Source organism: Thiorhodospira sibirica ATCC 700588 (genome assembly GCF_000227725.2).
In the GTDB taxonomy this organism is placed as follows: Bacteria; Pseudomonadota; Gammaproteobacteria; order Ectothiorhodospirales; family Ectothiorhodospiraceae; genus Thiorhodospira; species Thiorhodospira sibirica.
This window is the reverse complement of record NZ_MU255056.1, coordinates 306,088-326,965: the sequence shown is the minus strand read 5'-3', so window position 1 is coordinate 326,965 and position 20,878 is coordinate 306,088. Positions and strand designations below refer to the sequence as shown.

General features: G+C 56.5%; 16 protein-coding genes. 8 read left to right on the top strand and 8 right to left on the bottom strand.

Translation table 11 applies throughout. The annotated features are described in order from the left end of the window. Nucleotides 1-69: 69 nt before the first annotated feature. The gene (locus THISIDRAFT_RS01625) at nt 70-762 is read right to left on the bottom strand and encodes a fibronectin type III domain-containing protein (RefSeq protein ID WP_006788067.1); all 693 of its coding nucleotides are present in this window, start codon (nt 760-762) and stop codon (nt 70-72) included. A 64-nt stretch (nt 763-826) separates the two neighbouring features. On the opposite strand from THISIDRAFT_RS01625, the gene THISIDRAFT_RS01620 reads away from it, so the two are divergent. Next, on the top strand, nt 827-1,066 hold the full coding sequence (locus THISIDRAFT_RS01620) for a hypothetical protein (protein WP_139064061.1): 240 nt from the start codon (nt 827-829) through the stop codon (nt 1,064-1,066). Continuing rightward, complete coding sequence (locus THISIDRAFT_RS01615; RefSeq protein WP_006788068.1) at nt 1,044-2,267, top strand: HD-GYP domain-containing protein; 1,224 nt, start codon at nt 1,044-1,046, stop codon at nt 2,265-2,267. The genes THISIDRAFT_RS01620 and THISIDRAFT_RS01615 overlap by 23 nt, the downstream gene beginning before the upstream one ends. Before the next feature lie 170 nt (nt 2,268-2,437). Here the strand turns inward: THISIDRAFT_RS01615 and lpdA are convergent, their stop codons facing one another. Further along, entirely contained in the window at nt 2,438-3,886 is a 1,449-nt protein-coding gene (lpdA, locus tag THISIDRAFT_RS01610; RefSeq protein WP_006788069.1) for a dihydrolipoyl dehydrogenase, read from the bottom strand. A gap of 186 nt (nt 3,887-4,072) precedes the next feature. Here lpdA and THISIDRAFT_RS01605 point away from each other — a divergent pair, with 186 nt between their 5' ends. Continuing rightward, complete coding sequence (locus THISIDRAFT_RS01605) at nt 4,073-5,338, top strand: (Fe-S)-binding protein (RefSeq protein ID WP_050984919.1); 1,266 nt, start codon at nt 4,073-4,075, stop codon at nt 5,336-5,338. A 36-nt stretch (nt 5,339-5,374) separates the two neighbouring features. Here THISIDRAFT_RS01605 and THISIDRAFT_RS01600 read toward each other — a convergent pair whose 3' ends face one another. Together THISIDRAFT_RS01600 and THISIDRAFT_RS01595 are read right to left on the bottom strand one after the other, a co-directional pair. Continuing rightward, nucleotides 5,375-8,110, bottom strand: a complete 2,736-nt coding sequence (locus tag THISIDRAFT_RS01600) for a cation-transporting P-type ATPase (RefSeq protein WP_006788071.1) — start codon at nt 8,108-8,110, stop codon at nt 5,375-5,377. Between the two features lie 128 nt (nt 8,111-8,238). Next, nucleotides 8,239-9,882 (bottom strand): methyl-accepting chemotaxis protein, encoded by a 1,644-nt coding sequence (locus tag THISIDRAFT_RS01595; RefSeq protein WP_006788072.1) that lies wholly within the window; start codon nt 9,880-9,882, stop codon nt 8,239-8,241. A 335-nt stretch (nt 9,883-10,217) separates the two neighbouring features. On the opposite strand from THISIDRAFT_RS01595, the gene glgA reads away from it, so the two are divergent. Both glgA and ppc read left to right on the top strand, forming a co-directional pair. Next, nucleotides 10,218-11,720: a glycogen synthase GlgA gene (gene glgA / locus THISIDRAFT_RS01590; protein ID WP_006788073.1), complete on the top strand. Its 1,503-nt coding sequence runs from the start codon at nt 10,218-10,220 to the stop codon at nt 11,718-11,720. Beyond that, a complete protein-coding gene (ppc, locus tag THISIDRAFT_RS01585) occupies nt 11,717-14,590 on the top strand; it encodes a phosphoenolpyruvate carboxylase (protein WP_006788074.1) in 2,874 nt (957 codons plus the stop codon). Before glgA ends, ppc begins: the two co-directional genes overlap by 4 nt. Nucleotides 14,591-14,687: 97 nt before the next feature. Here ppc and fabA read toward each other — a convergent pair whose 3' ends face one another. From fabA to THISIDRAFT_RS01570, 3 genes are all read right to left on the bottom strand, one after another. Further along, complete coding sequence (fabA, locus tag THISIDRAFT_RS01580) at nt 14,688-15,200, bottom strand: 3-hydroxyacyl-[acyl-carrier-protein] dehydratase FabA (protein ID WP_006788075.1); 513 nt, start codon at nt 15,198-15,200, stop codon at nt 14,688-14,690. 112 nt (nt 15,201-15,312) lie between these two features. Beyond that, nucleotides 15,313-15,633: a hypothetical protein gene (locus tag THISIDRAFT_RS01575; RefSeq protein WP_006788076.1), complete on the bottom strand. Its 321-nt coding sequence runs from the start codon at nt 15,631-15,633 to the stop codon at nt 15,313-15,315. 97 nt (nt 15,634-15,730) lie between these two features. After that, nucleotides 15,731-16,159 (bottom strand): rhodanese-like domain-containing protein, encoded by a 429-nt coding sequence (locus THISIDRAFT_RS01570; protein ID WP_006788077.1) that lies wholly within the window; start codon nt 16,157-16,159, stop codon nt 15,731-15,733. A gap of 526 nt (nt 16,160-16,685) precedes the next feature. Here THISIDRAFT_RS01570 and THISIDRAFT_RS01565 point away from each other — a divergent pair. The 3 genes from THISIDRAFT_RS01565 to clpA all read left to right on the top strand — a co-directional run bounded on the left by THISIDRAFT_RS01565 (nt 16,686) and on the right by clpA (nt 20,125). After that, complete coding sequence (locus THISIDRAFT_RS01565; protein WP_006788078.1) at nt 16,686-17,360, top strand: TIGR04211 family SH3 domain-containing protein; 675 nt, start codon at nt 16,686-16,688, stop codon at nt 17,358-17,360. A 177-nt stretch (nt 17,361-17,537) separates the two neighbouring features. Further along, a complete protein-coding gene (clpS, locus tag THISIDRAFT_RS01560) occupies nt 17,538-17,858 on the top strand; it encodes an ATP-dependent Clp protease adapter ClpS (protein WP_006788079.1) in 321 nt (106 codons plus the stop codon). Nucleotides 17,859-17,863: 5 nt separating this feature from the next. Continuing rightward, nucleotides 17,864-20,125, top strand: coding sequence for an ATP-dependent Clp protease ATP-binding subunit ClpA (clpA, locus tag THISIDRAFT_RS01555; RefSeq protein WP_006788080.1), 2,262 nt, complete (start codon nt 17,864-17,866; stop codon nt 20,123-20,125). A 171-nt stretch (nt 20,126-20,296) separates the two neighbouring features. On the opposite strand, the gene infA is transcribed toward clpA, so the two are convergent. Continuing rightward, nucleotides 20,297-20,515 carry a translation initiation factor IF-1 gene (gene infA / locus THISIDRAFT_RS01550; RefSeq protein WP_006788081.1) on the bottom strand — a complete coding sequence of 73 codons (219 nt, stop codon included), beginning with the start codon at nt 20,513-20,515 and terminating at the stop codon, nt 20,297-20,299. Nucleotides 20,516-20,878 lie beyond the last annotated feature (363 nt).

Genomic DNA, 20,878 nt, shown 5'->3' with positions numbered 1-20,878 from the left:
TCCTCATTTTCTGAATTAAAGATTCTTAAATTTAATCAGGTTTTATAGGTAGCCCGGTGGACTTATTCGTCATTGGGGCGGCTGGTCGTCAAGTTCGCGCCAAAGGGTGTGGGCGGGGGCGCAGTCGCCTTGCTGGCAGAGCAGGCCGTAGGCGAAGGCTTGGTAATAGCGGGCGGCGGTTTGGTAGTGGTGGGCGGCGTGTTCGGGGGTGGTGGCCTGGGCGGCGGCGTCTTGATGGAGCGCGGCGATTGCGCCGTAAATGTGCGGAGTACAGTGCTGCTGGCTGTCTGGGTCGAGGCTGCGGATGTGCTGGTAGTGGGCCAGGGCCTGTGCGCTTTCGCCCGCTGCGTGCATGGCTTGGCCTTGATTCAAGAGACTGCAACTGGGATCAACGCGCCCGCTGATCCGTTCGCTGGGGGCGCTGGGGCGGCCTTCGTGCAGGCTGGTGATGATGAAATAATAGTCGGTGTCGTCGGCGAGGGCGTGGATGGTGTAGTCGGTTTGCTCGGCGCTAAGGGCGATGCGCTGGGTGTAGCTGTCAAAGACGATGGTGTTGATCTGCGGTTGGGTGCCGTAATACAGCAGATAGCCTTGGGCCTGGGGGACTGGCTGCCAGTGCACGGTGATGGATTGGTTACCGGGGGTGAGGCTTAGCCCCGTGGGTGTGGCTGGACGGGGGCTTTCTGCCATGGCTTGGCCGACGCTTAACAGGGTAAACAGGATCAGCAGACTCGCCAGCGGGCGTGGGGATAGCAAAGGCATGTGACGGCTCTCCATGAGATGGTGTGAATAAAATCCGTATCATAGCCGAGAGCGCAATGCGCGTGTGACTGGTTTTTGCAGAGCACAGCGCCGTGCAAACGGCCAGGGAAACCGCCAGCATCTTCAATTGACATTGCGCACCTTGAGGCATACATTTATCTCTAACGGAGCTAAATTTGTTGAAAAAATGCCAGCGCAGGATGCTGAGTGTCCTTTTTTGGCGGGGCGGCATAATGGATTTTTGATTACTGCCGTTGTAGAACGAGTCACGGATTTTAAAAATGCTAAAAAAAATCAGCGTTAAACATTTAATAATGGGAATGTATATCAAGGAATTTTGTGCCTCATGGATGGAGCATCCCTTTTGGCGGACCAGTTTTCTTTTGGAGAATCCAAAAGACCTGAAGATTATTCACAATAGCGGAGTACAAGAAGTCTGGATTGATACTGAACGTGGCTTGGATATTAAAGATTCAAGGATGGCCATCTCAGAAGATGAGAACGATGCTATTGTTGAAAAGGAATTAGCCAAAGCTGCACACGCCGCGCATCGCGCAAAATCAGTACCCATTACTCAAGAGTTGGTTAATGCACGAAAAATCATCGATAAATCTAAAGATGCGGTTGCCTGTATGTTTGCTGAAATACGCATGGGCAACGCCATTGATGTAAACCTTGCCGGCGATATTGTAGAACATATCTCAAGCTCGGTTGATCGAAATCCTGGTGCATTGATTAGCTTGGTGCGATTAAAATCACTGGATGAATACACCTATATGCACTCTGTTGCAGTGTGTGCAATGATGACCGCATTGGCCAAACAATTACAATTGAGTGAGACGGACATTCATTTAGCGGGTATGGCAGGACTGTTACATGACTTGGGTAAGGTATTCATTCCCATGGAGATTCTCAATAAACCTGACCGACTGACGGATGATGAGTTTTATATTATCAAAAGCCATCCAATGTCAGGTTATGAGGTCTTGACTTTAAGGGAAAACGAGGTCGATGAAAAAGTTTTGAAAGTATGCCTAAATCATCATGAAAAAATTGATGGTTCAGGGTATCCTGCCGGACTGAAAAATGATGAAATTAATGTATTTGCAAAGATGTGCGCAGTGTGTGATGTCTATGATGCCATTACCTCAAATCGTCCTTATAAAGCGGGTTGGGACCCCGCTATTTCCATTCATAAAATGGCCAGCTGGGACGGTCATTTTAATCCCCGTATTTTCCAGGCTTTTGTCAAAACCCTTGGCATTTACCCTATCGGCTCTCTCGTCAGCCTCAAATCCGGTAAACTTGGCATAGTCACTGAGCAATCTGGGCAGTCCTTGCTCAAACCGATTGTCAAAGTCTTTTATTCCACGACATCCAAGAAAGCGATTTCCCCTTATCTTGTTGACCTTTGTACAGAAACGGATGATGCCATCCGCCAGCGCGAAGACCCCAAGGACTGGAATCTTGGGGATTTGCACAGCGTGTGCTTTGATGCCGCTTAGATATCCGGATGGAACTCTTGGGGAGTCTTTGAGTCATACCCTGCAAGCGTCACAGCCCGACGCTTCCCGCTTCACTCCCTGAGCGGGGTGGCTCGAATCCCCCCAATTTGAGCCTTTAGGTTGCCCCGGCCGTCCATTCCCCAAGGACACCGGGGCTTCTTTTTGTCTGTTTATGGGCTAGGCGTGGGTGCCCGTCCCATGTGCAGGGAGTATCCCTGAGTGGCCAAGGCTGCGGCCTCGGGGATGGCTTGAGCCAGGGTTGGATGCGGAAAAACCATACGCGCCAGATCTTCACCACAGGCTCCAAACTCCATGGCTACCACCAGACTGGCGATTAATTCCGAGGCTTGCGCGCCAATGATGTGCGCGCCCAGCAGGCGGTCATTTTCCTGATGCGTGAGTAATTTCACCATGCCACTGGTGGCATCCATGGCGCGCGCCCGACCGGATACGCTGAAGGGAAAGACGCCGCTGCGATAGGGGACGCCTTCAGCTTTCAAGGCTTGTTCGGTCTTACCCAGCCAGGCAATTTCCGGCAAGGTGTAAATCACCTGCGGGATCGTGCTGTAATGAATCTGGATATCCTCACCACAGATGCGCTCGGCCACCACGCGGCCCTCTTCTGCGCCTTTGTGTGCCAGCATCGGCCCGCGTACACAATCACCAACCGCGTAAACGCCCGGCAGCGTGGTCTCGCAGACCTCATTGACGTGGATCAGGCCATACTCATCTAAAGCCAGCTCGGCTTGCGGGCTGATCAGGCCATCGGTGGCCGGTTGGCGACCTACCGCGACTAACAGGTGGGTCACGCGCTCTTCAAGGGCGTGTCCTTCGTGCTGATACTGCACGCTGACCCCCTGATCATCGACCTGCGCCCCGGTTACTCGCGCATTGAGGCGCAAATCCAGCCCTTGGCGCACAAAGTTGCGCTGTGCCTCGCGCATGATTTGCTCATCGCAATGACTGAGAAAGCTTTCCTGAGCATCCAGCAACACAACCTCTGAGCCCAGCCGTCGCCAGATGCTCGCCAGCTCCAGACCAATCACCCCGGCACCAACCACGCCCAGACGTTTGGGCGGCGCGGTCAGACTTAAGGCATCGGCGGAATCAATGATCCGTAGGCCGTCAAAGGCGATGCCGGGCAGCGTCACCGGCACCGAACCGGGCGCCAGCACAATATGCTCGGCTTCAAGGCTTTGTGGCACGCCGCCGTGTGGGGTAAAGCCCACGCGCCGCTCCCCCAAAAGCAGGCCATGCCCGGCAAGCCAGGTGATGCCATGCGCCTTGAACAGGGTGGCAATCCCTTGGGCCAGATTGTCAATCACCTGCTCCTTGCGCGCCATCATCGCCTCCAGATCAAGGCTGAGATGCTCATAGCGCAGCCCATGCTGGCTAAGAAACTGGCTGGCATGTTCATAAAATTCGGATAATTCGAGCAAGGTCTTGGAGGGAATACACCCCGCACTAAAGCAGGTGCCACCTAAGCGGGGTTCGTTGGCGGCGTTGAGTTTGCGGTCAATGCAGGCGGTTTTTTTGCCAAGCTGGGCACTGCGAATGGCGGCGGCATAGCCCGCCGGGCCTGCTCCGATTACAATAACGTCATACGATTGCGCGGTCATTAGTTTCTCCGCCAAAGACCCTGCGGGTGCAGGGTACAAAAAAGCGCCCACCGATGGGGCGAGAGAGGTCTTGACGTAGGCCCAAAGCGCCCATGCCGACCGGATCAAATCATCATAGCATCTTACTCCCGCTTTGCCGCAGGACCTGAGCGATAAAATAGGCAGCCCCCTTTAATGATACACCGCGTGTTAAAACCGGCTAAAGCCCAGCCCGACCAGCCTCCACGTTTTGCGCAAACGGATCAGTGTGTGCTGTGTGGTCTGTGTTTGCCGCATTGCCCCACCTATGGCTTGCAACGCCACGAAGCGGATTCACCGCGCGGGCGGATCAGCCTGTTACAGGCCATTGGTCAAGGGCGTTTGGCACTGGATGCCAAGACTCAGGGGCATCTGGATCGCTGTCTGGGCTGTCGCGCCTGCGAGGCGGTGTGTCCCTCTGGGGTGGCGTATGGGCAACTGCTGGATCAATATCACCAGTTTATCGCCGTGCAACATCAGCGTACATGGCGCTACCGACTGTCACAGCGCCTGATACACGGCTGGCTTGAGCACTCGCAGATACGGCGTTTCACGGCGGCGGGCTTGCGCACGGTGCAGGCGCTGCGTTTGACGCCCTTATTTGAACGCATGGTGCGGCAGACCCCAGCGCACCCCGTAACACGCAGTCTGTCGTTATTACCCTTCGTTAGCACCCCGGCCCGGCGTGCATCTGCACCGGCCAGCGCCAAAATGCCCATTACTGTGGGCCTGTTTAGCGGCTGCATGGCAGAAACCTTTGAAGGATCCATGCTTGAGGCCGCCTGCACGGTGTTGGAACAACTCGGCTATCGGGTCATTATCCCGCCTGCACAAGGATGTTGCGGGGCGCTCAGCCAGCACAGCGGCGAGACCAAAACCGCCGCACGCCTGGCGCAAGAAACCCTCAGCCGCTTTGCGGCCCCGGAGATGATGCGGATGGTCATGCTCAATAGCGGGTGTCGGGCGCACTTTAACGGGGTGATTGCTCACAGCCCAGACCCCCAGGCGCAGGCCGTTGCTGCCAAATTGCAGGGCTTTTGCGAATGCGCCTTGGCGGGCGACTGGACTGGGCTGGACCTGCGCCATGATCCCTTGCGTGTGGCCCTGCATACCCCGTGCAGCCTGCGTCATGTATTGCGAGAAGTGAAGCAGGTCGAGACGCTCTTGCAGAAACTACCCGGTATGACGCTGCTCCCTTTGCCGGAGAATGCGCGCTGCTGCGGGGGGGCGGGCAGCTACCTGCTGACCCAGGCACACATGGCAGATGCCTTGCTCGCCCCCAAGCTTGAAGCCTTGCAGACCTTGCCGGTGGATGTACTGGTTACCACTAACCTGGGCTGCGCCCTGCAGTTTAAAACAGGGCTGCGTAAAGCGGGCCTCGCCATCCCCGTGCTAAGCCCGGCGGAATTACTCCTGCAGCGCCTCGTTCGCTAAACAGCATACCGAGAGCACCCAGATCAAGGTCTTGGCCTAAGCCGCTTTTTTGCGGCGCCAGAGGCTTTTTTCCAGTTCAACCAGCAGTAAAACCACGACGCCGTAGGCGATGATCAGACCCCATTGGGCCAGTGACAAGGGCGCGCTCTGGAACAGGGTGTTCATGAGCGGATTGTACACAAATAAAAGCTGGGCGATGAGCATTCCGGCCACGCCGCGCCAGATCCAGGGATTGGATAAGGGGTGGGTGGCAAAGATGCTGCGCGTGAGCGAACGGCAGTTGAGCAAGAAGAAGCTTTGCACGACCACAAACAGGGTGACGGCGAGGGTGCGGGCTTCTTCAAGGCTGGCGCCGTGGGTCAGCGACCATTGGAACAAGCCAAAGGCCCCGATCAATAGCAGCGCACTGACCGAGAAGATGCGCACGATGACCTCGGCATTGAGAATCGGGGCATCGGGATTGCGCGGTGGGCGGGTCATGATGCCTTTTTCGCGGGGTTCAAAGGCGAGCATCAATCCCAGGAAGACGGCCGTGGTCATGTTCAGCCACAGGGCTTGTACGGGTAAGACCGGCAGGGTTAGTCCCAGCAAAATCGCCACCATGATCACCAGTCCCTGGCCCAGGTTGGTGGGCAAAATCCAGGTGATGAACTTGGTCAGGTTATCAAAGACGTTGCGGCCTTCCTCGACGGCGGCTTCGATGGAGCTGAAATTATCGTCAGCCAGCACCATATCGGAGGCATCCCGCGAGACCTCGGTGCCATTGATGCCCATCGCGATGCCGATGTCTGCGCGCTTGAGCGCCGGGGCATCGTTGACCCCATCGCCGGTCATGGCGACGACCTGCCCCCGGCTTTGCAAGGCTTCGACCAGGCGCAGTTTTTGTTCCGGCGCGACGCGGGCAAAGACCGAGACCTCGGTGGCGGTCGCCGCCAAGTCCTTGGGTTCAATGCGTTCCAGTTCCTGCCCGGTGAGCACCTTGGCGGGGTTGTTGGCGGTGGGCTTGATGATGCCGATGCGCTCGGCGATGGCGCGGGCGGTCAGCGCATGGTCGCCGGTAATCATCTTGACCCCGATACCGGCCTGATGGCACATCTTGACCGAGTGAATGACCTCTTGGCGCGGCGGATCAATCATGGCCTGTAAACCCAGAAAGATCAGCGGCTCTGTGGCGTGATCCGGATGGGGAATGTCCAGCGTGGTATTGTCGGTTTCGCGCATGGCAAAGGCCAACACACGCAGACCTTGGCTGGCCAGATAGTCTACCTGCTGCCGGATTTTTTCCGGATCAATGGGCTGTAGCGCACCGTCGGCATCCATCGCCCGGTCGCAATGCGCCACCACCCGTTCAGCGGAGCCTTTCATGTAGATGCGATGGCCTTCCTCGTGGCGATGCAGGGTGGCCATATATTGGCGATCTGATTCAAAGGGGATGGCATCTACCCGATGCAGGCGTTGCTGCATATCGTGACGGTCAAAGCCCGCTTTAAGCGCACTGGTGAGCAAGGCGCCTTCGGTGGGATCACCCTGCACGGTCCAGCGGCCTTCTTTTTCCACCAGTTCGCTGTCGTTACTCAGCAAACCCGCGAGGATGCAGTGACGCAGGGCTTGATGGGTGGCCATCACGCCTTCGGCCCGTTGTCCATCAAGGCGGATTTCGCCCTGTGGATCATAGCCACTGCCGGTGAGTTCAAATTCATGATCCGCCGCCATGATGCGCTGCACGGTCATCTGATTTTCCGTCAGGGTGCCGGTTTTATCCGAGCAGATGACGGTGGTTGAACCTAGGGTTTCCACCGCTGGTAATTTGCGGATGATGGCATGACGCAAGGCCATACGGCGCACTCCGATGGCCAGGGTGATGGTCACGACTGCCGGCAAGCCCTCCGGAATCGCGGCGACCGCCAGGGCGACGGCGGCGATAAAGGTATCTACCCACGCCTGGCCGTATAACAGACCGACGATAAAGGTGATGCCCGCCAGCACCAAAATCACCCACAACAGTACGCGGCTAAAGGCGTTGATCTTGCGCGTCAGCGGTGTTTCCAGATTGACCGCCTGGCTGATCATGCCGGCAATCTTGCCGGTTTCGGTGTGATCGCCGGTTTCCGTGATCACGCCACGCCCGGAGCCGTAGGTAACCAGCGTCCCGGCGAAGGCCATATTATGCCGATCCGCCAGCACGGTATCCTCGGGCAGCGCGGGGCATTGCTTTTCCACCGGCACCGATTCACCGGTCAGGGCCGATTCATCAATCTGCAGATCGCGCGAATAGAGAATGCGCATATCAGCGGGCACTTTGTCGCCCGAGGCCACCATCACCACATCGCCCGGCACCAGCTCGGTGGCCGGGAGGGTGAGACGCTTACCCTCGCGCATCACTGTTGCGGTTGAAGACAACATGCCACGCAATGAGGCGATGGCATCCTCGGCCTTGGATTCCTGCACAAAGCCGATGATGGCATTGATCAAGACCACTGCAAAAATCACCGTGGCATCAATGTATTCACCCAGCGCCAGGGTCACTGCCGTGGCTAGCAGCAGGATGTAGATCAGCGGGTTGTGAAATTGCAGCAAGAGGCGCTTAACCCAGGACACCGGCTTTTGTCCGGTGATGGCATTGGGGCCATACTGCGACAGTCGCTGCTGGGCCTCGGCCTCACTGAGGCCTTGCTCGTCCTGAGTGTCCAGTTGTGCCAATACCTTCTGTGCATCCAGGTGATGCCAGCGTGCCCCAGTATCAGGGCGTGTATCGGGGGTCTCCGTCGTCATGCGTTCAACTCCTGGGTGTGAGATGTCGATAAATCATTGAAGGGCGCAGTCACTGCGCCGCACATAGGCGGAATGCGCAGCGCAGGCTGCGCATTCCCGAGAGGATGTCGGCAAGTGAAGTCGGTGTATTAGGTGCGGAATTTGGAAACCAGTTCATGCACCCGATTGGCAATTTTCAGCACCTGCCCGCTGGAGGTGGCCGTTTGGCCTGCCCCGTCTAAAGTCTTGCCGGCAATGTCATTGATGGCGGTGACGTTGCGGTTGATTTCCTCGGCCACCAGATGTTGTTCCTCGGCGGCACTGGCAATTTGCGCGGTCATGTCGCGAATCCGCGATACCGCTTCCATGATGCTTTCCAGCCCCTGCCCGGCACGGGCGGCCTCGGCGGCCGTGGTTTCGGCCATTTCGCGGCCATGATCCATCGCCGACACTGCATCACGGGTTCCGGCCTGCAAACGCTCAATCATGGACTGAATATTGGCGGTAGATTGCTGGGTGCGCGAGGCCAGAGTGCGAACCTCATCGGCCACCACCGCAAAGCCGCGCCCCTGTTCGCCAGCGCGAGCGGCCTCAATGGCGGCATTGAGCGCCAGCAGGTTCGTTTGTTCGGCAATGCCGCGAATCACATCCAGCACTGTGCCGATTTCCTGGCTTTGATGATCCAGCGCCTGTACCGCCTCGGCCACCCGCCGGACTTCATTGGACAAACCGCTGATGGCCGTAACCACGGATTGTACCACCTGACCGCCGCTGCGGGCCTCACGATCTGCCTCCTGACTGGCCTGGGCGGCCTCATTGGCACTGCGCGAGACCTCCTGCACCGTACTGGTCATCTGGTTCATCGCGGTGGCGACTTGTTCGGTCTGGGTCTGCTGATGCTCCAGATCCTGATTGGTGGCGCTGCTGATCTGCGACAGCGCCCCCGAGGCCTCGGTCAACTCCCCGGCCATGCGGGTCATCTCATCGACGGCATCTTTGAAGGTCGCAAGGATTGAGTTAAAGGCCTCGGCGGTGGCGCCAATCTCGTCCTGGTTTTTGATCTCCAGCCGTTGTGCCAGATTATGCTCGCGGGCAATTTCGCGCAGCTGTGTCTGCATATACGACATTGGGTTGGAAATGGAGTGATAGGTTTGCCAGCCCATCAGCCCGACCAGCAATAAAGCCAGTGTTGACAGCGTGACAAAGATCCAGATGGCGCGAGCATACAATCTTTGCATTTCATGATGTTCAAGCGCGGCCACATCGCGTTGCAAAATCACCAACTCATCCAGCTTGCGCGAAATCGGGTCAATGAGTTGATACAGCGGGCCATTGTAGGCGGATAATTGTCCGGCAGCGCGGTTGGGCAAGGCAGACAGCGCCCGTTCCAGTTGCTCAATCTGGGCATTGGCGCGCTGAAACAAGGCATTGGCCTCACGCGCCAAGGCCGCCTCCTCGGGTGTCAGGCGGGTCTGCATGAATTGACCCCATTCGCGTTCAATCTGCACACGCGCCTCGCGGACAGAGCGCAGTGCCTCGGGTGCAGAGATGACGCCCTGCTCTGCCTTATTCACTGCATCAATAATCAATACCGCATAGGCATCACCCACCTTCGCCAACTGCAACAAGGGCACCACCCGATCTTCATAGATACGCTCTGCCGTATTTTCCAGTTGACGCATAAATGTGATCGATAAGGAGGTGATCAGCAGCAGGGCCGCCAATGGCAGGATCATGGTGATCATGAGCTTGCTTCGGATACTCAGCGTATGCATCCATAAAAAATTTTTCATAAAAAGTCTCCGCAAAAAAACCGATCTGCCGACAGCCTGACCGGCGGGGAATCCCATGCCGCAGCAAAGCCACAGCGGTGAGTGTTATCTTAAGGTGCCGGTCTTTCCCGACGGTCAGCCAATACCCGGCAGCGTCGTTGCACACACAGGGCATAGCACCGACGCAGGTTTTGCGTATAGTGCCTTTGGCGCATCCTTTGCATTCCGGGCTTGCGTCAAAGGCCGATGGGCAAAAGCTGATCTTAGCCTGCACATTGCGCTATCCTTAGCGGAGTCTAATCACATTTATTTAAAAAATAATTGATCACCTTTAATCCAGGGGGCCTTTTTTCATCATGCGTATCCTGTTTGCAAGCAGTGAAGCCTATCCACTGGTCAAAACCGGTGGCCTGGCGGATGTCAGTACCAGTTTGTCATCGGCCATTCGTGAGGCGCACGAAGATATTCGCATGGTATTACCCGCCTATCCCCGGGCCAAGGCGGACATTGATGCCTTGCAAACGGTGACGACCCTGGTGATTGATGGCGTGACGGTCGAATTGCTGCAAGGCATTTTGCCTGCAACCAATGTGCCTACGTATCTGGTGGATGCCCCCGCATATTTTGCCCGCGAGGGACATCCATATTGTGCCTTGGATCGGCGCGACTGGCAGGATAATCATCTGCGCTTTGCGCTGTTTGCGCGAGTTGTGGTTGCCATGGCGCTCAATGAGGCGAACCTAAACTGGCAACCGCAGATTGTGCATTGCAATGACTGGCAGACCGGCCTGGTGCCGGCCCTGTTAAGTCAACATGCGGAACGGCCCGCCATGGTGTTTACCATTCACAACCTGGCCTATCAAGGCTTGTTTCCCGCCTATCGCTTTGCCGAGCTGGGGCTTTCCGAATCGTTTTGGTCCTATCACGGGCTGGAGTTTCACAACCAGCTTTCATTGATCAAAGGTGGTCTGAGTTATGCAGACCATGTTACCACCGTCAGTCCCAGCTATGCCCGCGAGATTCGCAGCGGCCAGTTTGGCTATGGCCTTGAAGGCTTGCTCAATTATCGCGCCCAGACCTTGAGCGGCATTCTCAATGGCGTGGATTATCGCCACTGGGATCCGCGCTGGGATAACTATATTAAGGCCCACTATAGCCCCGAGGATTTGCAGGGCAAAGGCCAGTGCAAACAGGCCTTGCAGGAATGCTTCGGGATTGAGGTTCGCCCCGAGGTGCCGCTGCTGGGGCATATTGGGCGCATGGTGCCACAAAAAGGCGTGGATTTGATCCTCAAGGCCGTGGAACCCCTGCTGGCAGAGAAACGCGCCCAGATGGTCCTGCTCGGCAGTGGCGACAAAGCGCTGGAAGACGCGGCCCGTGCATTGGCGGCGCGCTTTCCGGAGGATATGGGCGTGTGTCTGGGCTATAACGAGGCCCTGGCGCATCAATTGGAAGCCGGATGCGACATCTTTCTGATGCCCTCGCGCTTTGAACCCTGCGGATTGAATCAGATGTATAGTCTGCGCTATGGCACCATTCCCATTGTCCGGCGCACCGGCGGGCTGGCGGATACGGTCGTGGATGCGCACGCCGATACCTTGGCCGATCAGAGCGCCACCGGCATTGTGTTTGAACCGGCTACAGCCCCGGCGCTGGCCGCCGCCATTGAGCGCGCCTTGAGTCTGTATCAGGATAAGCCGGTCTGGACGCAACTGATGCGTCAGGCCATGAGCCAGGATTTTAGCTGGGCGCACAGCGCACAACATTATCTGGAATTATATGAAGGTCTGTTGGGCGAACGGGCACATTGGCCGGCCACGCGCTGGGAACCGGGCAAACAGAGGAGCGAATTTTTGTGAAACAGTGGTTGAGTCTGAATACAGGCAAAGATCGGGAATTGCGGGCCAGGGTACGGCTGTTTGGTGATTTGCTGGGGCAGGTGATCAAACGCCTCGAAGGGGAGGCCGTCTACGATACGGTTGAATCTCTGCGTAGGGGCTATCTGAGCCTGCGCAAGGCCGACACCCCCGCCAAACGCAAGCGCCTGATGCGCCTGATTGAGCAGCTGGATCCGCACACCCTGGAGCAGGTGATTCGCGCCTACACCGCGTATTTTACCCTGGCCAATATTGCCGAGGAGGATGCCCTGCACCGCGCAAGGCGGCGTCAGGCCAGCGAAGGCGGCCCCTTGTGGGAAGGATCGTTTGATCTCTCCTTGCGCAGCCTGCATCAACAGGGGCTGAGTGCGTCGGCGTTGCAAGCCGAACTTGGACGCATGGTATACATGCCGGTATTTACCGCCCATCCGACCGAGGCACGGCGGCGCACCCTGATGGAGATCCAGCGGCGCATCTTTTTGATCGCCGACCGGCTGTATGATCCGCGTCTGGGCGAGGAGGAGCGCGCCGAAGTGATTCAGACCCTGGAGGCGGAAATCCAGGTGATGTGGCGCACCAACGAGGTGCGCGTGAAAAAACCCCAGGTGCAGGACGAGATCAAATACGGCCTGTTTTATTTTGAGGAAAGCCTGTTTCAGGCGATCCCGACGGTCTATCGCAATCTGGAAAAGGCCATCAAGCGCGTCTATGGCAGCACCGAGGCCGGTTTGCCGGTGCTGGCGGTGCCCAGCTTTTTACGCTTCGGCTCATGGATTGGCGGGGATCGTGACGGCAATCCCTATGTCACCCCGGCAGTCACCGAGCAGGCCTTTCGTTTGGCAATGGCCAAGGTCTTGGGCGAATACATCCGCCGCGTGTCTTATTTGCGCCATGTCCTGACCCACTCGCAGCGGATGTGTACCCCGACCCAGGCGTTTTGGGACAATCTGGCCCAGGATGAAACGATTGCGGGCGCGGTGTTTCGTGAAGACCCGGAGCAGGCCGCCACAGAGCCGTACCGGCGCAAATTGTATTTTATGCGTCATCGCCTCAATGAAACCCTGCAAACCGTTTGCCGGCGCATCCACGGCGAGGCGGCTGTCTTGCCGCAAACCGCCGCCTATGCCAGTGCCGAGGACTTCATCCGCGATCTGAAAATCCTGCACGAATCCCTGTGCCAGCACGATGACGCGCAGATTGCCAATGGCACGCTGACCGATTTGATCCGTCTGGCCGAGACCTGCGGCTTTCATCTGTTACAACTGGACGTGCGCCAGGAATCCCTGGTACACAGCGCCGCCGTCGCGGAGATCTTGCAGCGGGCCGGGCTGGTCACCGATTACAGCACCTTAAGCCCACCGCAGCAAACCGCCCTGCTGGCCGGTTTATTGCCCGATCCGCAGGCTGTATCCCCCACACAAGATCCGCTGGATGGGGTGCAGCTCAAGCACCTGGATTTAAGCGAGCAAACCCTGGAGACCCTGGAGGTGTTCCGGGTCATGGGGCGGATGCGTCAGGAAGTCGGCGCGCCGGGCATCGGCCATTATGTGATTTCCATGACCCATCATGCCGCCCACCTGCTGGAAGTGGCCCTGCTGGCCCGCTTGACCGGCTTGTTGGGACGCGATAGCGACGGGGCTTTGTTCTGTCATCTGCACATATCCCCGCTGTTTGAAACCATCGACGATCTGTGCCGGGTCAACGAGGTGTTGCCGGAGGTCTTGGGGCTTCCCGCCTATCGTGCCCTGCTCAGGGTCAGCGGCAATGTGCAAGAGGTGATGCTGGGCTATTCTGATTCCTGTAAAGATGGCGGGATTCTCGCCTCGACCTGGAATCTGTATCAGGCCCAGCAACAGATTACGGCACTGGCTAAAGATCACGGGATTGAATGCCGTTTATTCCACGGTCGCGGAGGCACGCTGGGACGCGGCGGCGGTCCGACGCATGAGGCCATCCTGGCCCAGCCCTCCGGCACGGTACACGGCCAGATCAAATTCACCGAACAAGGTGAGGTGCTTTCATACAAATACAGCAACGCCGAAACGGCGGTCTATGAATTGACCATGGGTGCCAGCGGCCTGCTCAAAGCCTCGGTCAGCGAGCGCCTGGCACAGCCTGCGGTGCCGGAGGAATTTATCACCATCATGCAGGCGCTGGCACAGTTTGGCGAAATGGCCTACCGGGAGTTGGTGGATCGCACCCCAGGCTTTTTTGATTATTTTTACGAAGTCACGCCGGTGCAGGAAATCGGCCTGCTCAATATCGGCTCACGCCCTTCACATCGCCGCCGGGCGGATCGCTCCAAAAGCTCGATTCGCGCCATTCCCTGGGTATTTGGCTGGGCCCAATCACGTCACACCCTGCCGGCCTGGTATGGCATTGGCTCTGCCTTGGCATGTTGGCATGCCAACCATCCCAAAAAAATCGCGGTGCTACAGCGCATGTATCGAGAGTGGCCGTTCTTTCATTCCCTGCTGGCCAACTGTCAGATGTCTTTGAGCAAAGCGGATATGCGCATCGCCGAGGCCTATGCGCAGCTGTGTTCAGAACCGGCGCTGGCACAGTCGCTGATTGAAACCATTCGTGGCGAATACGCGCTCACCGTACAGGAGGTCTTGCGCATTGCCAACAGCAACACCCTGCTGGAGGAGCATCCCGTTCTGGCCTTGTCGCTTAAACGCCGCGACCCCTATCTGGATGCCCTCAACCACATCCAGATGACCTTACTGCGCCGCCATCGCGCATCGCAGCCCCCAGCGGCAGGCAATGAGCATGATACGGAGCAACCGTGGTTATCGCCTTTATTGCGCTCCATCAACGCCATTGCCGCCGGGATGCGCAACACCGGCTAAGCGCACAAAACAAAACGGCGGCATCTGAGGGATGCCGCCGTTTGCAGGTGCTGGCGCATAAACCACGCCTTGAGCTTTATCAATCAGCGCCGGGGGTTCAGAAATTATCGGTCGAGGTGAACAGCCCAACGCGCAAATCGGTTGCCGTGTAAATCTGGCGGCCATCGACGCTCATCGTACCATCGCCAATACCCAGTACCAGTTTGCGGGTGATCACGCGTTTCATATCAATGTGGTAGGTCACACGCCGGGCTTTGGGTAAGACCTGCCCGGTGAATTTGACCTCGCCAACGCCCAAGGCACGCCCGTGTCCGGGGTTGCCTTTCCAGGCCAGAAAAAAGCCGACTAATTGCCACATGGCGTCCAGACCCAGGCAACCCGGCATCACCGGATCACCCGGAAAGTGACAGTCGAAAAACCACAATCCGGGGTGAATATCCAGTTCAGCGCGCATTTCCCCCTTGCCATAGCGCCCGCCTTCATCGCTGATGTGGGTGATGCGATCCATCATCAGCATATTGGGGGTGGGAAGCTGGGCATTGCCGGGGCCAAACATCTCACCCTGGCCACAGGCCAACAGCTCATCGCGTTCATAGTGATTTTTTTGCATTGCAAAGCGGCTCTTTTGAAATAGTGGTCCGATAAAAGCCCGCTATTGGAACGGATTATCACCTAAGACGCAAGAACATTGGCGGAAAAACCTACACACCGGGCCGGATGGCTTAATCATCCCAAGGCAGGCGCGCCAGATCAGAACGGCTATAAAAGCGTCCCATGCGCACAAAACCGGCAACGATGCCTTCCTTGAGCGCGGTAATCCGCCCGCGATCATCGCGTTCAATCACCCAATGATCCGGCAGGGCGTCCAGCAGATGCACACTGGCGAGCGCGCCGTTTTCATGGATGGATAAGTGGGTCTCCTGGGTGTGCAGATCCATAAAGGCCGGCAAAAAGCCGACAATGGCAGCTCCCGCGCTGGCCTCCGGGATTTCCCGATATGGATGGGTAAACAGGGCCGGTTCATGGTTCATTGATTTATTCATGGCTACGCTTCTCCGCATGTGACAATTTAGTCGAGTGCCTTTGACTCACTTGGCGGCAGTTATTGGCAAAACTTTAATCGTGCGCCATCGCTTGGATTTAGCACTGTTCCCACGGCAGCCCCCGGAAACGCCACCCACCGACGCTGGAGCGGTGGTGATGCGCGTCGAGATTGCCTTCAAAGCCTTCATTGATATGAAATATCTGACTCAAGCCCGCCGCCAGCAGGGCGCGTCCGGCTTCCTTGGAGCGCTTGCCGCTGCGACAAATGAGAATAATCGGGGAGCAATCCTGCTGGTTTTCACACACGACCCCGCCCAACAGCAGCTTGCGAATCTCGGTGATAAAATGCGGATTTTCCACCCAGTCAGGCTCATCCAGCCAGGGAACATGAATCGCCCCTACGGGATGACCGACAAACAGATACTCCATGCTGGAGCGGATATCGATCAGCAAAGCCTTGGGGTTACTCTGCAACAGCTCGTGGGCCTGTATCGGGCTGAGTTCTTGAGGGTCCGTAGTGTTCATCACGCATTAATCATTTTTAAAGAATCAAGGGAAACCGGCAGCCGGGAATCCATCAACATACTCAACAAGATCACGGCGGCGGTCGGTGCAAACAGGGCCATCGCCAAGCGGGCAGACTAGACCGGCGCGGCTGCAGGCACATAGCGTTTAAAATAAATTCCTGAGCTTATCCCGCATATTAGATCATATTATTGACACTTTTTCTCAGTGTTGCGTCAAAATTGTGGCAAAAATTTTTTGCCGGTTCGCATCGCCGGGAATGCGGTGAAGGTGCAGCTTGGGCTAATCTTAGCTATGCTTAGCCATTCGCCTTAATGGCGTTTATGGTGTGTGCTCATCGCCTGTGATGCTTTTGGAGGCAAGGCCCCTCCTTTGGGCTTTGCGGATGCCCATCCAGCATTGCAAGTTTGTGTTGAGCTGCCGGAATTTGTTTGCCTGGCGGATGCCAGAGCAGACAGTCATTGCAACGGTGGTCGGCGTATGCCGTATGGCCATATTTAAATGTGCATTTTTTTAAGGAGTACTTGTGAAACGGGTTATTTGGGTTTTCTTGGGGCTAGTTTTGGTAGGAGGCTGGCCAAGCGTGGCCTTGGCCGAACGCAATGCCTATGTCAGTGATGAATTGACGATTGCCATTCGCTCTGGCACGACCTTGCAACATCGCATCTTGCGTTTTGTCCGCTCAGGAACCCCTGTGACCATTTTGGAAACAGACGGAGACTATGTGCGGATCCGCATTCCTGATGGCATCGAGGGCTGGACAGAGGCTCAACATCTGGTCAATACCCCCCACGCCAGGGTTCGTCTGGAACAAACGCAACGCCGCTTGGAACAATTGACCGAACAGCGTGGCGATGTTGAACGTGCCTTGCGTGAGGCACGGACTGAGCGTGAACAGGAGGCACAAACCGCCCAGGCCTTGGCCCAGCGCGTTCAAACCCTGGAAGCAGAGCTTGCCTCCCTGCGCCAAACCGCCGCCCGACCGCTGGAACTTACCCGCGAAAATCAAGCCTTACAGGAGGCCCTGGAGCGCGAGCGAGCGATTGTGAACCGCCTGAGCGAGGAAAATGACGCTTTGCGGGATAAAACCATCCGTGACTGGTTTTTGGCCGGTGGCGGCGTGGCGATGGGCAGCTTATTATTGGGTCTATTGTTAAGTCGCGTATCAATACGCCGCAAGCGCTATACCGGGACGTGGTAAAATCAACCGCTGTTGAGTGTTCGCATTTCGCTATGTGTGCAGGTAAACTAAAGTCCCTTGATCCCGCAGCGATTCCGTTTGCTTTTATTGCGCAGCCATGTCGTCGTAGCGGCTGCACAGCCCTGGATGGGTGTGTGCGTCTGGGCATCATCCACCACACCCGAGGTGAGCATAATTATGGGTGATGTACAAAAACCCCATAGCGAAACCGAGCTGACCGTGGTGGAGGCCAAACCTCAGCTAAAACCACCACCGATGTATAAAGTGGTGCTGCTGAATGATGATTACACCCCAATGGAATTTGTGGTAGAGGTGTTGGAGCTGTTTTTTGCCATGGATCGGGAAAAAGCGACCCGCGTCATGCTGCATGTGCATACCCGTGGCAAGGGCATCTGCGGTATCTATACCCGTGAAATTGCAGAAACCAAGGTCGCGCAGGTCAATGAGTATGCACGCGAGCATCAACATCCGTTGCTGTGTGCGATGGAAGAGGCCTAATAACGATGCTGAACAAAGAGTTAGAGTTTACCCTGAACATGGCTTTCAAAGCCGCCCGGGAAAAGCGTCATGAATTCATGACGGTTGAGCATTTGCTGCTGGCGTTAACGGACAACCCCACCGCAATGAATGTGCTCAAATCCTGTGGCGTGAACATGGAATTGTTGCGCAAGCAGCTTGCGGACTTCATTCAGGCCAATACCCCCCGCCTGTCTCCCAAAGACCCCCGCGATACACAGCCCACGCTGAGCTTTCAGCGCGTGTTGCAGCGGGCGGTGTTTCATGTGCAATCCTCCGGACGCAAAGAGGTTACAGGCGCCAACGTGTTGGTGGCGATTTTTGGCGAACAGGAATCCCACGCGGTGTATCTACTCAGCCAGCACGATGTCGCCCGTCTGGATATCGTCAATTACATCTCGCACGGCATCTCCAAAATCCATGAAGACCGGCCGCAGGAAGAAGAGCAAAGCCCCAGCGGTGAACCTGCCGAGACCGATGAGCAAACGCGGCGCAGCCCGCTGGATGCCTTTGCCACTAACCTCAACGAGCAGGCCCGCAAGGGTAAGATTGATCCGCTGATTGGACGCGGCTATGAAGTCGAGCGTACCATTCAGATTCTCTGTCGGCGGCGCAAAAACAACCCCCTGCTCGTCGGCGAGGCCGGAGTTGGCAAAACCGCCATCGCCGAGGGCCTGGCCAAAAAGATTGTCGATGGTGAGGTGCCGGAAATCCTGGCCCAAAGCACGATTTATGCGCTGGATCTGGGCGCGTTGGTAGCCGGAACCAAATACCGGGGCGATTTTGAAAAGCGCCTGAAAAGCGTACTCGCCCAACTCAAGCGCCAGCCCAACAGTGTGCTGTTTATCGACGAAATTCATACTATCATCGGCGCCGGTGCTGCCTCGGGCGGGGTCATGGATGCCTCCAACCTGATCAAACCGATGCTGGCCTCTGGCGAACTGAAATGCATCGGTTCAACCACTTACCAGGAATATCGCGGCGTCTTTGAAAAAGATCGTGCCCTGGCACGGCGCTTTCAAAAAATCGACATCAATGAACCCAGCGTCGATGAAACCTATGAAATTCTCAAAGGGCTTAAATCACGCTTTGAATCGCATCACCAGGTGCGCTATACCAACCGCGCCCTGCGCGCCGCCGTGGATCTTTCCAGCCGCTATATCACCGACCGCCATTTACCCGACAAGGCCATTGACGTCATTGACGAGGCCGGGGCCAGCCGCTGCCTGCAACCCGCCAGTCAGCGCAGAAAAACCATTTCTGTACAGGACGTCGAGGCCATTGTTGCCAAAATTGCGCGCATCCCGCCGAAAAGCGTTTCCGCCTCGGACATGGATGTGCTTAAAAACCTGGAGCGCAATCTGAAAATGGTGGTGTTTGGCCAGGACGAGCCGATTCAAACCTTAACCACGGCGATCAAAATGTCGCGCTCAGGGCTATCTGACGGGCAAAAACCCATTGGCTCGTTTTTATTCTCCGGCCCCACCGGCGTTGGCAAAACCGAGGTGACCCGCCAGCTCGCGCGCATTCTCGGGATTGAGCTGTTGCGCTTTGACATGTCGGAATACATGGAACGCCACACCGTCTCACGCCTGATCGGCGCACCGCCAGGCTATGTGGGTTACGATGAAGGGGGGCTGCTGACAGATGCAGTGCTTAAACATCCACATGCCGTCTTGCTGCTTGATGAGGTCGAAAAAGCCCATCCCGACGTGTTCAATCTGCTCCTGCAAGTGATGGATCACGGCACCTTGACCGATACAAACGGGCGCAAGGTGGATTTTCGCAGCGTCATCCTGGTGATGACCAGCAACATTGGCGCAGAAGCCGGCAGCCGTCCCTCCGTAGGCTTTACCGAACAGGATCATTCCTCCGATGCGATGGAAGTCCTCAAGCGAGCCTTCAGTCCGGAATTTCGCAATCGCCTGGATGCCATCATCCAGTTCAAGCCGCTTGATCCCCTGACCATTGCCAGTGTCGTAGACAAATTCATCGCCCAGCTGCAAGCCCAGCTGGATGATAAAAAAGTAACCTTGCATGTCAATGACGAGGCTCGCGCCTGGCTGGCCGAGCAGGGCTATGACCGGAAAATGGGCGCACGCCCGATGGCCCGCGTGTTACAAGAACATGTCAAAAAGCCATTGGCAGAAGAGATTTTGTTTGGACGTCTGGTATCCGGAGGAGAGGTGCAGATCTGCGTCAAGGAAGGGACATTGGATCTGGAATTCGCCAAAGAAGCCGTACACTAACCACACAAACGCCGATCAACAGCCGCGATTGATGATCAATCGCCCTATCCCGGCGCATGACCCTGTGGCCAAACCATGCGCCCCTGCGCAACCTGGCAGGCGGATATTGAAAACCGCGTAGCGGGTGTGCGCCGTCAAGCCTGACGCGCCTTTTGCTTGCGAAGGCGCGTTTTATTTGCTGCGATACACAATGCGCCCCTTGCTTAAATCATAAGGCGTCATCTGCACCGTGACCTTATCCCCGGTCAGGATACGAATATAATGCTTGCGCATACGCCCGGAGATGTGGGCAACCACGACATGGCCGTTCTCCAGCTCGACGCGAAACATCGTATTCGGTAAGGTCTCCAACACCGTACCTTCCATTTCAATATGATCTTCTTTGGGCATATACCTTGCTATCTGGGGTTGCTAAAACAAGCCGCTAATTATCAACAACTCGACGCATAAAACAAGCCTTGGGGGCAATTTTTTCAAGATTCTTCGCGGTTTCTTGCATCAAAGCCCTTAGTGCTTGACTTTGCAGGCAGTGTATTGGCAGAAAAAAAGCGCGGACAAGCCGCGCCAAGAACCACCAAAGGAGGATGGAGGAGCGTGCCCATTAGTAAATCACCATATAGGCACTTCATTAGAATCTAATATACCAAGCCATTTGTCAAGCAGATCCAGGGCAATGTTAGCCCAAAGCAGTAATGTCCCCTTCGTCCAATTCTAAAATGTCCCCTTTATATTTAAGCGGGAGGGGCACGCATG